Source organism: Clostridium sp., assembly GCF_050717515.1.
Taxonomy (GTDB): Bacteria; Bacillota; Clostridia; order Clostridiales; family Clostridiaceae; genus Clostridium_AD.
The window spans coordinates 190423-206950 of record NZ_JBOITL010000007.1 but is presented as its reverse complement, the minus strand read 5'-3'; the positions used below and the strand labels follow the sequence as shown (position 1 = coordinate 206950).

General features: G+C 28.9%; 12 protein-coding genes. All 12 read left to right on the top strand.

Features of this window, described 5'->3' with window-relative positions:
• Positions 1–6 precede the first annotated feature (6 nt).
• Positions 7–687 carry an ABC transporter ATP-binding protein gene (locus ACREV6_RS02405; protein WP_431576440.1) on the top strand — a complete coding sequence of 227 codons (681 nt, stop codon included), beginning with the start codon at positions 7–9 and terminating at the stop codon, positions 685–687.
• Entirely contained in the window at positions 687–3212 is a 2526-nt protein-coding gene (locus ACREV6_RS02400; RefSeq protein WP_431576439.1) for an ABC transporter permease, read from the top strand. The genes ACREV6_RS02405 and ACREV6_RS02400 overlap by 1 nt, the downstream gene beginning before the upstream one ends.
• 91 nt (positions 3213–3303) lie before the next feature.
• The gene (locus ACREV6_RS02395; RefSeq protein ID WP_431576438.1) at positions 3304–3687 is read left to right on the top strand and encodes a GNAT family N-acetyltransferase; all 384 of its coding nucleotides are present in this window, start codon (positions 3304–3306) and stop codon (positions 3685–3687) included.
• 404 nt (positions 3688–4091) lie between these two features.
• Positions 4092–5945 (top strand): ABC transporter ATP-binding protein, encoded by a 1854-nt coding sequence (locus ACREV6_RS02390; RefSeq protein WP_431576437.1) that lies wholly within the window; start codon positions 4092–4094, stop codon positions 5943–5945.
• Between the two features lie 48 nt (positions 5946–5993).
• Positions 5994–6692, top strand: a complete 699-nt coding sequence (locus ACREV6_RS02385) for a S8 family serine peptidase (RefSeq protein WP_431576436.1) — start codon at positions 5994–5996, stop codon at positions 6690–6692.
• 34 nt (positions 6693–6726) lie between these two features.
• Complete coding sequence (locus ACREV6_RS02380) at positions 6727–8853, top strand: radical SAM peptide maturase, CXXX-repeat target family (protein WP_431576435.1); 2127 nt, start codon at positions 6727–6729, stop codon at positions 8851–8853.
• Between the two features lie 68 nt (positions 8854–8921).
• Positions 8922–9209 (top strand): CXXX repeat peptide modification system protein, encoded by a 288-nt coding sequence (locus tag ACREV6_RS02375; RefSeq protein WP_431576434.1) that lies wholly within the window; start codon positions 8922–8924, stop codon positions 9207–9209.
• Between the two features lie 59 nt (positions 9210–9268).
• The gene (locus ACREV6_RS02370; RefSeq protein ID WP_431576433.1) at positions 9269–9469 is read left to right on the top strand and encodes a hypothetical protein; all 201 of its coding nucleotides are present in this window, start codon (positions 9269–9271) and stop codon (positions 9467–9469) included.
• A gap of 273 nt (positions 9470–9742) precedes the next feature.
• On the top strand, positions 9743–10423 hold the full coding sequence (locus ACREV6_RS02365; protein WP_431576432.1) for an ABC transporter ATP-binding protein: 681 nt from the start codon (positions 9743–9745) through the stop codon (positions 10421–10423).
• The gene (locus ACREV6_RS02360; RefSeq protein WP_431576431.1) at positions 10423–12930 is read left to right on the top strand and encodes an ABC transporter permease; all 2508 of its coding nucleotides are present in this window, start codon (positions 10423–10425) and stop codon (positions 12928–12930) included. The genes ACREV6_RS02365 and ACREV6_RS02360 overlap by 1 nt, the downstream gene beginning before the upstream one ends.
• A 179-nt stretch (positions 12931–13109) precedes the next feature.
• Positions 13110–15164 (top strand): thioredoxin domain-containing protein, encoded by a 2055-nt coding sequence (locus ACREV6_RS02355; RefSeq protein ID WP_431576430.1) that lies wholly within the window; start codon positions 13110–13112, stop codon positions 15162–15164.
• A gap of 219 nt (positions 15165–15383) precedes the next feature.
• On the top strand, positions 15384–16463 hold the full coding sequence (locus ACREV6_RS02350) for a metallophosphoesterase (RefSeq protein ID WP_431576429.1): 1080 nt from the start codon (positions 15384–15386) through the stop codon (positions 16461–16463).
• Positions 16464–16528: the final 65 nt, after the last annotated feature.

Below are 16528 nucleotides of genomic sequence, written 5' to 3'. Positions count from 1 at the left end.
CGTATTATGGAATTACTAAAAACAGATTATCTAACAAAAACCTACGGCACAGGTGAAGCATCTGTTAAAGCTCTGAAATCTACAGATTTAGTTTTCGAAAAAGGTGAATTTACTGCAATAGTAGGGCCGAGTGGTTCGGGAAAAAGTACACTGCTACATCTTTTAGCTGGTCTTGATAAACCTTCCGCAGGGCATGTATATATTAATGGCTCTGATATTTATTCTATGAGTGAAAAAGAGTTATCTAGATTTAGAAGAAGAAACATAGGATTTATATTTCAGTTTTTTAATTTAATTCCCATATTATCCGTTGAAGAAAACATTAAACTTCCAATTTTAATGGATGGAAAAAAGGTGGATAAGGATTACATAAATGAACTTATGGAAATTTTAGATATAAAAAATAGAAAAACTCACTTACCTGGAGAAATATCAGGGGGACAGCAGCAAAGGGTATCTATAGCAAGAGCACTATCTACTAAACCTTCAATTATATTTGCTGACGAGCCTACTGGAAACTTAGATAGTAAAAATAGTAAGGAAGTGTTAGAACTTCTCACTATGTCTATAAAGAAATACAACCAAACGCTTGTAATGATTACCCACGACCCTAAGGTTGCAGCTTGTGCAGATAGAATTATAACCATTGCAGATGGAGAAATCATTGAGGACACGAGGGTGAGATAATGAAGAACTTTTGGGGACTTATACCAAGGGGTTTGATAAAAAATAAAAAGAGAACATTTTTTATATCAATAAGTATAATGCTTTCTGCTATGTTAATAACAACCATGAGTATAACCATATCAAATTATAAAAGACAAACTATACAAAATGCAAAAATGCAAAGTGGAGGTCATTATCATGGTTCTTGTTTTGAAGCAGGAAATGTTCAAAGTATAAAAACACTAAAAAGTGAGCCATCTATAGATAAATTCGGAACAAGCATAATGATGGGGTATGCTGAAGTAGGTAGTGATAATTACAAAATTGATTTAAATGGTTATGATAATGTGGATACAGAACTTTTGGATTTTAAGTTAGAAGAAGGAAGATATCCAAACAAAGATTCAGAAATAGCTTTAGAAAAATATGCATTAGATAAGTTTAATGTAAAACCTAAAATAGGAGATAAAATAAAACTTAGTTATAAATTTAATTATATAAATTTTAAGGATGAGAAAGAGTCACCAGCAGCTAAAAACGGAGACAAGGAATTTGTTTTAATTGGTATTTTACAAAATAGAATGGATTCTATGAAGGAAAGAAAGGCTAAAGGATATTTAACAATAGACAGTGTGAAAAACACTCTTTCAGAGGATGCTTATAGATATAACCATCATTTTACACTTAAAGCTTTGTATAATGTAAAAGAAACTTTAAATAGTATGTGTGAAATACAAGGTGCTTTTATTAAGGAAAATTACAGTTATATAAATGCTTTGGAATCAGCTAAAAAAATGAACTTCATTTTCATATTTTTAAATATAATCATTCTTATCGCTGCTGTATCTGTAATTTATAATATATACAGTATTTCAGTATTAGAACGAATGCGTGAATTTGGTCTTTTAAGAGCTATTGGAGCAGAGGCAAAGCAAATACAAAAGATACTCTTTGGTGAAGGGATTATACTAGGTCTTATATCGGTGCCCTTAGGTATTTTACTTGGTATTCTATCTGTTAATGAAATAAGTGCATTGTTTTATAAGAGTAATAATTTGGGAATGACATCTATTTTAAATGATAAAGCTGAAATACCTTTGTGGGGAGTTATAGTATCTTTGGTAGTGTGTTTTATCGCTATATTTATATCTATATATTTTCCAGCTAAAAATGCTTCGAAAATATCACCAATGGAAGCAATAAGTAATACATCAGTTCAAGGAGAACAATTAGAGAATTCAAAAAGAAATAAAAAACCTAGAATTTTCGGTAAGTTTACAACAAGCATGGCATATGCCAATTTGACCAGAAATAAAAAAAGATTTATAGCAACGGTTATATCATTTAGTATTAGCATAATACTATTTATTGCAGTAACAAGTATTACTGTATGGTTTGATCCTTTAAAAATGGTTGACTTATATATAAATTCTGATTATATATTAACCTTAAATTGTAAGGAAAAAAACATTGGTTATGATAGTAAAACCATAGATGAAATATCAAAAATGAAAGGTGTAGATTCTTTTAAAAAAAATCTATATTTTAGAGGAATAGTTGAACTTTCAGGAGATAAAGTTACGGAAGCCTATAAAGAAAGTGTTAAAAAAAGGGCGTTAGAAAATAGCAGGGAGGATTTATTAATAAAAAGTGACATTTACGAATATGAAATAGCCATATATGGAGCTAATGATGAAGAATTAAAAGAGCTGAATAAATATTTAGAAGATGGAAAGATAGATGCAGAAGACATGAAAAAGAATAATAAAATTATTTTTATTCAAAATCAATCTAATATAAAAAACACAAATTTAAATGTAGCAAACAAGATTACTATGGAAATTGCCATGCATGAAGAGGATGTATGGAAACATTATAATAAAGACGTGGAGATAGGTTCATTATTAAATAAAGCTCCTTTTCCAACTAGTGATTATCAAATGGATGCTGTAGTTATTTTTCCAGAAGAAGTTTTAAAGGAATGGATAAAGGAAGATAAATATAGGATGTTAAGAATAAATACAAAAGAAGATGCCGATGAAGATTATATAAAAAATAAACTTAATGGGTATTCAAAGCAACAAATAGAGGGGGAAGTGATAAGTTATACGGAAAGGTTAGACTACTTTAAAAGTATTCAAAGAAGTATATCTATAGTACTTTATAGTTTTGTAATAGTCATAGCTATTATAGGTATAGTAAATATAATAAACACAATAAGTATGAATATTATACTCCGCAGACAAGAATTTGGAATGATTAGAGCAATAGGTATGGGGAATGATGAAATAAGAAGTATGATACTAAAAGAAGGGTTATTATATGGAATTTTTAGTACTATACTAGGAAGTATAATGGGAGTTCTTCTTCATATTCTTTTATATAAAGCACTGAAATTTGATAAGGCTGTGCAGTGGTTCTTTCCTTGGAAAAGTATTTTAGAGGTATTTTTAGTGTCGATGACTATATGTGTACTGGCATCTATTGGACCTCTTAAAAGATTGCTTTCTACTAGTATAATTGACTCCATTAGAAATGTAGATTAAAATCTAAAATGAAAATAGAAATCTAATAAAAAAATGCGCCATAAAGCAAAAAGCTGAGTGGCGTATTTTCGTTTCAGAAAAATGTTATAGGTTGATAGAAGCTATTCCGAACATTGGAGACCAATGGTTAAACTTAGGAATTTTATTAAAGGAAACAAATGAGTTTATCGGTTGGTGCTGCACAGGTCCAAGTGATGAATTATCTAAGACTAATAGAGAGATAGGTTATGCCATTTCAAAATATCATAGGAATAAAGATTATACCACACAAGCAGTTCAAGCGCAGATCAAATATTTGTTTGACAAAACGAATATTGAGGTCGTAAATGCAATGGCTTTGACACATAACGTATCTTCAAATAGAGTGATACAAAAATGTGGATTTAGATATATGAATAATATAGAGATTGAAAATTGTGAATATAAAACAGCTATACTCAATGGAATTCTAGTGAATGTAGTTGTTTTATACTAAAGTAAACTAAGTTTATGATTTTTACATACAAATTTTAAAAATATTGAATAAAAAAAGATATTAATATATCTATGATTGTAAGGTCTTAAACCATAGAAAATAGTATATATTACAGTATGTATATAAAACATAAGAATATTTAATTAAAGAAGTAACAAAAAAAATAAAAAAAAGTTGCTTTATTTAATAACATAAATTATACTTATTATACAATGTTTACCATTTTAATAAAAAAAACATTTAATTTTAGGAGGACAAGTTATTTTTCCAAATATAAAAAATTGTAAGCAGAAATATTCTATAAATCTGTAAATGTTTATTATCTTTATACAAGAAGATAATATCTAAATGTAAGTTAAATTACTTACAAAATCCAATATAAATTATTGAAGTAGGTGGTTTTATTGAGAAATATTTTAATAAATATCAAGAAGATGCGTTCCAAAATTAAATTTCTTTCAAAAGATGATGTAAAAGTATTGAAACGGTGTTTAGTATACATTAAACCCTATAAAAAGAAATTTTGTGTTTTTATGATTTCTATATTAACAGTAATTATATTTGGAATTATACAACCATTAATATGGGGGAAAATATTACAGTGTTTAGCTGAGAAAGACTATAAATCTATATACATAAATCTCATATACACATTTATACTTCTTTTGTTAAAAACTATTGTTGAGTTTATAAAATCTTATAGTGAATCAGAATTGAATAATAACTTAGCTTATGATCTAAAGGCAGATATGTACTATAAAATATTGAATTTACCAATGAAAATATTTGATAACACATCAATAGGAGATTTAATTTCAAGACTTCAAGGAGATGTATTTACACTATCAAATATAATAACTAACCAGCTAGTAAATGCAGTATTAGACATTTTGAGGGTTCTAATAGTCGGAATTGCTATTTTTAAGATAAACATAATATTGTCTTTAATAGTGTTAGGGGCTTTTCCACTTTCGTACTTAATATTTGCTATGTTTGGTAAGAAACTTAGAAAAGAGAATGAAAAAATTAAAAAATTAAATGATAGATATTTCAGTTTAATTCAACAGTCTTTATTAGGAATAAAGCATATAAAGACATTTGGAGCTAAAAATAGTAATTACAAAGATTTTAATAAGATATCCGGGAATATGAGAGACAAGCAGATAGAGGTAAATTTACTGGAAACTATGTCATTTACATTTTCAAATATAGTAAATTTTTTAGATGAGTTTGTAGTTATATTAATTGGAATTTACTTTATATACAAGCAAAAGTTAAGCATTCAATATTTTGTTGCATTTATATCATACTCAAGTCAATTTTCAAATTCACTTAGCTCAATAACTAGATTAAATTCTAGTATACAACAAGCTCTAGTATCACTTGAAAGAATCTTTGAATTAATAGATAATTTCACTTTTTCTATTGAAACTTTTGGAAATAAAGAAGTAGGAGAATTGGATGGAAATATAGAGTTTAAGAATGTTAGTTTTTCTTATGAAGAAAGTAAAAAAATACTGCGAAATATATCTTTTTCCATACCCAAGAATAAATTTATAGCTGTAGTTGGAAAAAATGGCTGCGGTAAAACAACAATATACAATTTACTTCTAGGACTTTATAAAGTAGATAAAGGTGAAATACTGATAGATGGGATAAATATTAATGATTTTAGCGAGGACTCTTTAAGAAAAAATATTTCAGTTGTACATCAACAACCATTCTTATTCAATTTATCTATATACGAGAACATGAGAATAGCAGTGCCTAATGCCTCAAATGATGAAATAGAAAAGGGTTGTAAGCAAGTTTTTATACACGATTATATTATGAGTTTAGAAAACAAGTATGATACTGTAATTGCAGAAGAAGGAAGTAATTTATCTGGAGGGCAGAAACAGAGATTAGCTCTTGCAATGTGCATGCTTAGAAAGGCGTCCATAGTACTTTTAGATGAAGCAACATCAGCATTAGATACTGAATCAAGATATTTTGTTAGAAAATCAATAAATCATATTTCAAAGTCAACGACTGTCATAATAATTACTCATCATTTAGCGACTATTTTAGATGCAGATGAAATTATTGTTATTGATAATGGTAAAGTTGCAGCAAAAGGGTTTCATGAAGATCTTTTAAAAACAAGTATTATATACAGAGAGATTTATGAACATGAAATTGCTTCAGTAATAGATGAATACGAAGTAGATACGTCACTAGATGAAATAAGTGCTGATATTGAAAATGAAACCGTTTAAAATTATTACTTAGTCATTAAATAAGGTAGTTAGGGGAGGACCGTGTGTGTGTGTGATATAAATAATTGTAAAGTTCCTAAAGTTGTAATTATAGATAGTGGAGTTGATATTAAAAGATATGATTTAAATAAGAATGTTAAAAACTCAATATCATATAAATTAAATAACAGAGGAGAGGTTGTAGAAGATAGTAAAATAAAAGCTAGAAATGATCATGGTACAGCTATAGCAATGATAATAAAGTGCATATGTAAAAAAGTAGAAATTTTTAGCATTAATATTTTAGATGAAAACTTAAGATCTGATGGAAGGGTATTAATATATGCTTTAAAAAAAGCTGTTCAAATAAAACCAGATATAATTCATCTAAGTTTAGGGACTACTAAATTTAGATATAAGTATGCTTTGAGCAAAATTGTTAAAAGAGCTGGAAAAAATAATATCGTTGTGGTTTCTGCTTATAGTAATGATGGGAAAGATAGCTACCCAGCAGCATTAAAACGTGTTGTAGGAGTTAAATCATCAGAAATTAGAGCTAATCAGAATATTTATTTTCATAAAAATACTTTTTTTGCACCACCAATCATTATATATGATGAGTTGAAATCTTTTTTTAAGTGCGGAAATATGTATGGCAATAGTATAGCTGCGGCATATATAACTGGACATATATGCAAAAATATAAATGGAAAACAAAATGTAAATAACAATGAATTAATTAATTATTTAATAGAACAGTTTTCATAAAGTGATAAATAAGGATTAACGAGGGGGAATTTGTATGGAAAACAATGAAGTATTAATGGGAAACTTATCACCAGGCTGGGAAGGTAATGGAAATATTACAAAAGAAATAACTTTTTGTGTTACTGAAGATTGTAATTTAGCCTGTAAATACTGCTATATGACTGGTAAAAATAACAATAAAAAGATGACATTTGAAACAGGTAAAAAAGCAGTAGACTATATTTTAAGTGATAGAGAAAACATTTCGAATACTGGAGCTGTTATTTGGGATTTTATTGGTGGAGAGCCATTTTTAGAAATAGACTTGATAGACAAAGTATCTGATTACATAAAACAACAAATGTTCCTGCTAGATCATCCATGGTTTAATGCATATAGATTTAATTTTTCTTCTAATGGAATACTGTATAGTACAGAAAAAGTTCAAAAATATATTAACAAAAATAAAGGGCATATTCATATAGGATTAAGTGTTGATGGCAATAAACTTAAACATGATATGCAAAGAATCTATCCTGATGGTAGTGGTTCATATGATGATGTAGTAAAAAATGTACCATTATGGCTTAAGCAGTTTGCTAATTCATCAACAAAAGCTACGTTTTCTAGAGATGATTTACCAAATTTAAAAGACAGCATAATAAGCTTATGGAATCTTGGAATCAATGTAGTTTCAGCTAATGTTGTATTCGAAAATGTATGGCAAGAGGGGGATGACATTGTATTTGAAAATCAATTAAAGGAGCTAGCTGATTACATAGTAGGTAATAAATTGTGGGATAACTACTCAGTAAGATTTTTCAGCCCTGAAATTGGGTTTCCTATCAATGACGAAGGGAAAAAGAAAAATTTTTGTGGAGCGGGTCAAATGGTTGCAATAGATTGTGATGGAAATTTATATCCTTGTATAAGATTTTTAGATTTCTCGTTGGAGAATCGTAAAGGAAGAAGACTAGGAGATATTTATTCAGGTATTAATACGGATAAATTGAGAGCATTTAAGACCTTGTCATTAGAAATGCAAAGTAAAGAAGAATGCATAGAATGTGAAGTAGCTGAAGGTTGTGCATGGTGCACTGGATGCAATTATGATAATGCAGATACAGATACAGTATACCAAAGAATAACATTTCATTGTAAAATGCACAAAGCTAATGTTAGAGCAAATAATTATTTTTGGGACAAGTATTCTCAAGTAACGGGTAAAAAATATCCACATAAACAGCGATATGAAGGTACCAATAACAATAATAAAGACTCAGAAAAGTTTTTACAGTTTATAACTAGTGACCAAATTACACCACATTGTCGTTATGAAAATTGGAATAATATGAATAATGTTATGAGCAAAGAAATCATTAAAAGAGGACTTGAGTTTTCGGAAAAAAATAATTTTATACCTATAATTATAGGAAATGAAAAAGGTGAGTTAACGCAAGAAAAATTCATATGTTTCATTAATAGTGAATCAGATGATATAGGTGGTAATTCTATAGTTATATATGATAACAATATTGATAATTTAAAAACATCAGATAATTGTACTTTATTAATACAAAAGGATAAAATTTTAAATATACAGATGTTTATTAAAAAATTATCTTTATGCCATGCAAGAATAAACTTAGTTATTCAAGATATAGAAAAATGGAGTGATAATGAGTTTAAAGTTTATGAAAATCAATTAGATAGTTTAATTGAGCTAATTGTAGAGAAGTATGAAGAATACAGTGATATACAAGTAAATGTTTTAACAGATAGACTAAACCTTAGAACAATGTGTAATTGTGATGCTGGAAATGAAAGTTTTGTTTTGGCACCTAATGGTAAAATTTACATTTGTCCTGCATTTTACTTTGATAATCCTGAAAATAGTATAGGAGATTTAGATAACGGTATAAACATTAAAAATAAATATTTACTTGATTTGGAATTTGCTCCTATCTGTAAAGAATGTGATGCGTATCATTGTAATAGGTGTAAATTTTTAAATAAAAAGCTTACTGATGAAATAAATACACCTGGTAAAAATCAATGTTTAATAAGTCATATTGAACGTAATTGTACCCAAAAACTTCAAAACATTTTAGTGGAGAAGGGGCTTATACCTATGGATAACACAATAAAAAATATATTTTATTTAGATCCTTTAGAGAAATAAATAAGTAAGTTAACTTATAAATTAAACCTTTATTAAATAAAAAAATATATGATAGTTGGAGGTAAAAAATGAAAAAAATAGGATTCGTAATGGAAAATGAAAAAAATCAGATACTTACTTTATATGAAAGAAAATTAGCATTAGAAGAATTAGAAGAGACGTTGATTAATAATGATTTGAGTATTATTACAAAAAGTTTATTAATAAATAAAGTAAAAATAGATAAGGAGAAAACCCATGAAAAATTTAATCGTTGGTGGATTAGTAAAAATATTAAATATAAATGGATATCTAATGAAGATATGTCAATGCTAAGTATAGATTTTAGAGCTAATGAAATATTTATAGTTGAATAATTGTATATAACTGGTATTTATGTGATTGTTAATTATACTGAATTTTGGGGGGATGTAAAATGAAACAATTTTTTATTAAAAACAATGCAAAGTCGAGAAATGACATACAAGGGTTTATATGTACTCCAGGGTGTGCTGCACAATGTATAGGATTTTGTAATAATGGATGCTCTGGAGCTTGTAATTCAGGTTGTGCTAATTACTGTGATAATACATGTGTAGGGAAATGCGGTGGACTTCTTTCGGGAATATTCGGTTAGAATAATAACTTAAGAAAATAAACAAATAAATACCAGTTTTATAAAAATGAGCTGATTTAATATAATCAGCTCATATATTTTAATTTAATTATTAGAATATGAAAGTAGTTTTTTATGATAAAACAACTACTTTTTAATGTGCTTAGGATTGTTATTTTATTGAAAAAATGTTATATTTTATATAAGATGTATTAAAGATCTTACAAAAGATAAAAGGAGAATTTTGAAAGTGGAAATAAATGGTTTTATAATAATTTATGGGGGTAACGTATTATGGAATTACTAAAAACAGATTATCTAACAAAAACCTACGGCACAGGTGAAGCATCTGTTAAAGCGCTAAAATCTACAGATTTAGTTATCGAAAAAGGTGAATTTACTGCAATAGTAGGACCGAGTGGTTCGGGAAAAAGTACACTGCTACATCTATTAGCTGGTCTTGATAAACCTTCCGCAGGGCATGTATATATTAATGGCTCTGATATTTATTCTATGAGTGAAAAAGAGTTATCTAGATTTAGAAGAAGAAACATAGGATTTATATTTCAGTTTTTTAATTTAATTCCCATATTATCCGTTGAAGAAAACATTAAACTTCCAATTTTAATGGATGGAAAAAAGGTGGATAAGGATTACATAAATGAACTTATGGAAATTTTAGATATAAAAAATAGAAAAACTCACTTACCTGGAGAAATATCAGGGGGACAGCAGCAAAGGGTATCTATAGCAAGAGCACTATCTACTAAACCTTCAATTATATTTGCTGACGAGCCTACTGGAAACTTAGATAGTAAAAATAGTAAGGAAGTGTTAGAACTTCTCACTATGTCTATAAAGAAATACAACCAAACGCTTGTAATGATTACCCACGACCCTAAGGTTGCGGCTTGTGCAGATAGAATTATAACCATTGCAGATGGAGAAATCATTGAGGACACGAGGGTGAGATAATGAAGAACTTTTGGGGACTTATACCAAGGGGTTTGATAAAAAATAAAAAGAGAACCTTATTTATATCTGTAAGCGTAATGCTTTCGGCTATGCTAATTACAAGTTTAAGTTTAACATTGTTAAATTATAACAAACAAAAAACAGAAAACGCTAAAAAGCAAAGTGGGGGTCAGTATTATGCTTCTTACATGGAAGCGGAAAATTTTGAAAGTATAAAGACACTGAAAAATGAACCTTCAATAGATAAGTTTGGAACTAGTATATTAATGGGTTATGCTAAAATTGATGATACAGATAATAAAATTGAATTAAATGGTTATGACAATATAGATACAGAACTTTTAGATTTTAAGTTGGAAGAGGGGAGCTTTCCAGAGAAAGATTCAGAAATAGCTCTAGAAAAATGGGTACTTGATAAATTTAAAGAGAAGGTTAAAATAGGGGACAAGGTAAATCTTAATTATGTATTTAATTATATAAACTTTAAAGATGGTAAGGAGTCACCAGCAGTTAAAAATGGAGAAAAAGAATTTATTTTAACTGGTATCTTGGAAAATAGAGTGGATTCAATGAGAGATAAAAATGCTAAAGGATACTTGACTATAGATAGTGTGAAAAATACACTTTCACAGGATGAATATAGATATATACATCATTTCACACTTAAGACATCTATTGATATAGAAAAAATATTAATAGGTATGGGTGAAAGACATGGGGTTTCTATTAAGGAGAACTATAGCTATATAAGTACTTTAAATTCTGCTGAAAAAGCTAATATGATTTTTGTTTTCTTAGGTATAATAATAATTATTTCGGCTATATCTGTAATTTATAATATATATAGTATTTCAGTAGTAGAAAGAATACGCGAATTTGGGCTTTTAAGAGCCATTGGAGCAGATACACAGCAAATTAAAAAATTAATATTTGGAGAGGGAATAATAATAGGCTGTATATTTATACCATTTGGGATTATAGTGGGCATTATTTCTATGAATGGAATAAACAAATTATTTAGCTTTAGTACTAATTTTAAAGGCAATGCAGCGATACCATTTAGTGGAATTATGATATCTTTTGTAGTATGCTTTGTAGCTATATTTGTGTCTATATATTTTCCATCGAAAAAAGCATCAAAAATATCTCCAATGGAAGCAATAAATAATACATCTGTTCAAGGAGAAAAGTTAGAGAATTTAAATGGAAAGAAAAAAATTCAAGTGTTTAGGAAATTCACAACAGACATGGCATATACAAACTTAACAAGGAATAAAAAGAGATTTTTAGCAACAGTTATATCATTAAGTATTAGTATAATACTTTTTATTACAGTGACAAGTTTTTGTGTATGGATTGACCCTGTAAAAAACGTAGAGGCGGATATAAATTCTGATTATATTTTAACTGCCAGCGATAGTGAAAAAAATACAGGTTATGGTAAGAATGTTGTACGTGAAATATTAGATATACAAGGTGTAACTTCGGTTAATAAGAATTTATATTTTAGAGGATCCTTCGACATTTATGGAGATAAAATTACAGAAGTATACAAAGAAAAATTGAAGGAAGTATCTTTACAGAATAATAAGGATGATTCCAAAATAAAAAGTAGTATTTATAATGTTACAATAGAATTGTATGGATGCAATGATGAAGAATTGAAAGAAATGAGTAAATATTTAGATGATGGAAAGTTAGATGTAGAAGATATGAAAAATAATAATAAGGTTGTTTTAATTCAGAATTTTTCCAGTGAAAAAAGTACAAATTTAATAATAAACGATGAACTTAATTTAAAGAGTGCTATGAAAGAAGATGACATATGGAACCAATATAATAAAAAAGTTTCAATAGGTGCGATATTAAATAAGCTACCATTTCCAACAATGGATCGTGGAATTAATGTTGTAGTTATTATTCATGAGGATGTTTTAAAAAGTTGGTTAAAAGAAGATAAGTATAGGGTATTAAGAATAAATACAAAAGAAAATTTAGATGAAAATTATATAAAAAACAAGCTTAACCAATATGCAAAAGGTCCCAAAGAAGGGAAGTTAATATCCTATAAAGATCAATTAGAATTTTATAAGAATGCTCAAAGAAGTATATCCGTAATACTATATAGTTTTGTAATTATAATAACTATTATAGGAATAGTAAATATAATAAACACAATAAGTATGAATATTATACTGCGCAGACAAGAATTTGGAATGATTAGAGCTATAGGTATGGGAAATGATGAAATTAGAAGTATGATATTAAAAGAAGGATTATTATATGGTGTCTTTAGTTCTATACTAGGAAGTATAATGGGAGTTGTCCTCCATATTATTTTGTATAATGCGATAAAATATGATAAAGCTGTTCAGTGGTTTTTTCCTTGGAAAAGTATTTTGCAGGTGTTTTTAGTGTCGATGGTTATGTGTATACTAGCATCTGTTGGACCTCTTAAAAGACTACTTTCTACTAGTATAATTGATTCAATTAGAAATGTAGATTAAAATTTCATTGTTAACAATAATAATTCAGAGATTTAAAAATACTGTGTGTAATGGTAATGAAGAAGAGAAGAGGTAAAAACAGATGCAAACTTTTTATAGAAGTAGATGCTATCGAATTATATTCGATAGCATCTTTGGGCATAGTAATAAGAAATAAAATATGAAGGGAGCGTGATAATATGTCTAATCAGAAGATGCGTGAAAAGTCTAATAGATTGGTTAATGAAAAGAGTCCATACCTGTTACAACATGCATATAACCCAGTAAATTGGAATCCCTGGTGTGAAGAAGCTTTTGCTGAAGCAAAAGCACAAGATAAACCAATATTCCTTTCTATTGGGTACAGTACCTGTCATTGGTGTCATGTAATGGAAAAAGAATCTTTTGAAAATGAGGAAGTAGCAGCTATTTTAAATAAGTATTTTGTTGCTATAAAGGTAGATAGGGAAGAACGTCCAGATATAGACAGTATTTATATGACGGTATGCCATGCCTTAACAGGAAGTGGTGGTTGGCCTTTAACTATTTTTATGACTCCTGATAAAAACCCTTTTTATGCAGGTACTTATTTCCCTGTGGAAAGTAAATATGGAATGCCAGGGATAATGGATGTACTGAACTCCCTTGCGCAGCAGTGGAATGAAAAAAGAGAGGATATTGTAAAATCTAGTGAAAAAATAGTAGAGCATATAAAAGGCATTGATACAAAGGTTATAAGGGAAGAAATAGGAGAAGAAGAAATACATAATGCATATAATAGTTTCAAAAGTGTCTTTGATGCGAGTTATGGTGGATTTGGTTCTTCTCCAAAGTTTCCGGCGCCTCACAACTTACGATTTTTATTAAGATATTGGAAAAATTATAAGGAGCCCAAAGCCTTAGAAATGGTAGAGAAAACACTGGAAGCCATGTATGAGGGCGGAATTTTTGACCATATTGGGTTTGGGTTCTCAAGGTATTCCACAGATGAGAAATGGTTAGTACCTCACTTTGAGAAAATGTTATATGATAATGCACTTTTAGCCTCTGTATATGTTGAGGCTTTTGAAGCCACGGGTAATTTATTCTACAAAGGTGTGGCTGAGAAAATCTTCACTTATATACTCAGAGATATGACTTCGAAAGAAGGGGCTTTTTATTCCGCTGAAGATGCAGATAGTGAAGGAGAAGAAGGCAAATTTTATTTATTAACATTAAAGGAAGTGGCTTTAGTTTTAGGTGAGCAATTTTATAAAACCTATTGTGATCACTACAATATAACTGGAAAAGGAAATTTTGAAGGTCGGAATATTCCAAATCTCATAGGTATGGAAAGTAGCTCTAAGCCAGATGAGGATTTACAGTACAAACTAGAAAAAATGAGACAAAGGCTTTTTGAATATCGAGAAAGAAGAATTCATCCCTATAAGGACGACAAGGTATTAACCTCTTGGAATGGACTTATGATTGCAGCATTAGCTTATGGAGGAAGAATTTTTGATAATAGCACTTATATTCAGCAGGCAGAAAAGGCTATGGAGTTTATCTTAAGTAATATGGTTAATGAAAAGGGCAGATTAATGGCCAGATATAGGGAGGGTGAAATAGCTCACTTGGGTTATTTAGAGGATTATGCTTTCACAGTGAATGCGCTAATTGAATTATACCAGGCCACTTTTAATGTCAGATATTTAATTAAAGCACTAGAACTTAATGATAATATGCTTAAGCTATTTAAAGATGAAGATCAGGGTGGATTATTTTTATATGGGATTGACGGAGAAGAACTAATTGTTAGGCCTAAAGATATTTATGATGGTGCGGTGCCTTCAGGTAACTCAGTGGCTACTTTAAATATGTTAAGGCTTGCTAAATTAACTGCTAATAGTAAGCTGGAAAATGAGGCATATGGGCAATTTGAAGTTTTTGCTTCAAAGGTTAAAACTATAGAAAGTGCTCATGCTTATTTTATGACGGCCCTACTATATAGTAGGGTACCAGGAAAAGACATTATAGTTGCGGGAAAAGAGCAGGAAGTGGAAACAAAAGCTATGATTAAAGAAATTAATAGTAATTACCTACCTTTTGCTACAGTAGTTCTAAATACTGGTGATGAAAGGCTATATTCTATAAATTTTGAAATAGAAGCTTATAAACCATTGCAGGGGAAAACCACCGCTTATATTTGTGAAAATTTTAATTGTAAAGAGCCTATAACTGATTTGCAAAAGTTTTCTGAGAGTATCAAGGGTTAAGGAGATTTTAGGAAGCCTCAACAATTAGTAATTATTTCTATAAAAATTCAAGTATCAAAAAGAACATCTGCTTAGGTAGGTGTTTTTATTATCATTAGGTTGTGGTATATTGTTATTATGGTAAATATTCCTATTGGGTGCTGAAAACTGAATTATAGTTTAACAACATTTCAGTACCGCAGGTGATAATTTAGAGGGGGAGAAATAATTAAAGCTAAAGTGAAAAAAATTATATTATCAGAGAATAAAAGGATTATTGTAATAAGTGATATACATGGTAATCTAAATCTCTTTCAAACAATTTTGGAAAAGGTTTCGTATACAAAACATGACATCTTGTTCTTAGTAGGGGACTTGATTGAAAAAGGAAACATGAGTTTGAAAACTTTAAGGTATGTAATTGAACTAGAAAATACAAATGAAGTTTATATAGTAAGTGGCAACTGTGATGCAATTTGGGAAGATATCAAATATGAAATAGATGACGAAAATCTTTTAAGATATATGATATTGCGAAAAAATAGTATTTTAAATGAAATGTGCTATGAACTATCAATTGAAGTTAATGAAAAATCAGATATTAAGTATATCAAGAAACAGATAATGAAAAATTTCAGTTGTGAAATTGAGTGGTTAGAGCAATTACCCCACATCATTGAAACAGAAAACTTTATATTTGCTCATGCTGGTATTACATCTGAAAATTTAGGAGAACAGGATGCAAGTAAAGTCATGAAGAATGATGCATTTTTGGAGCAGGGTTTATTTTTTTCTAAATATGTAATAGTTGGTCATTGGCCAACGGCTAATTATGGGAAAGAAAAGGCTTGTTGCAATCCAATTATAAAAAAAGAACAGAAAATTATCAGTATTGATGGGGGAAATATTATTAAAACAGAGGGTCAGTTAAATGCTTTAATAATTAATGGTGATGATGTTGAAAGTATAACATATGTTGCCAGTGATGATTTACCTAAAGGGGTAATTATAGAAGAGCAAAGCGATAATTCAAATACGATTCAAATTTCATGGATGGACAATGCTGTGGAATTGTTAAAAGAGGAAATGGAATTTAGTTTTTGCAGACATATATCTTCAAATCATAAATTATGGATTAAGAATACTAAGCTTTTTAAAACTAATGATGGAATGCGCTGTTATGACTGCACAGATTATTTTCTTCCACTTTCAAAAGGGGACATAGTGTCAATAATAGAAAGGTCAAATAATCAAACATTAATTAAGAAAGATGGGATAATCGGGTGGGTTCTAAATGAAAGATTAAGTGAGAAATATTAGAAAAAATGATGAAGCTAGAAAAAAAGTTGACAACAATATGCTAGTAGTAATATAATATAGTGTAA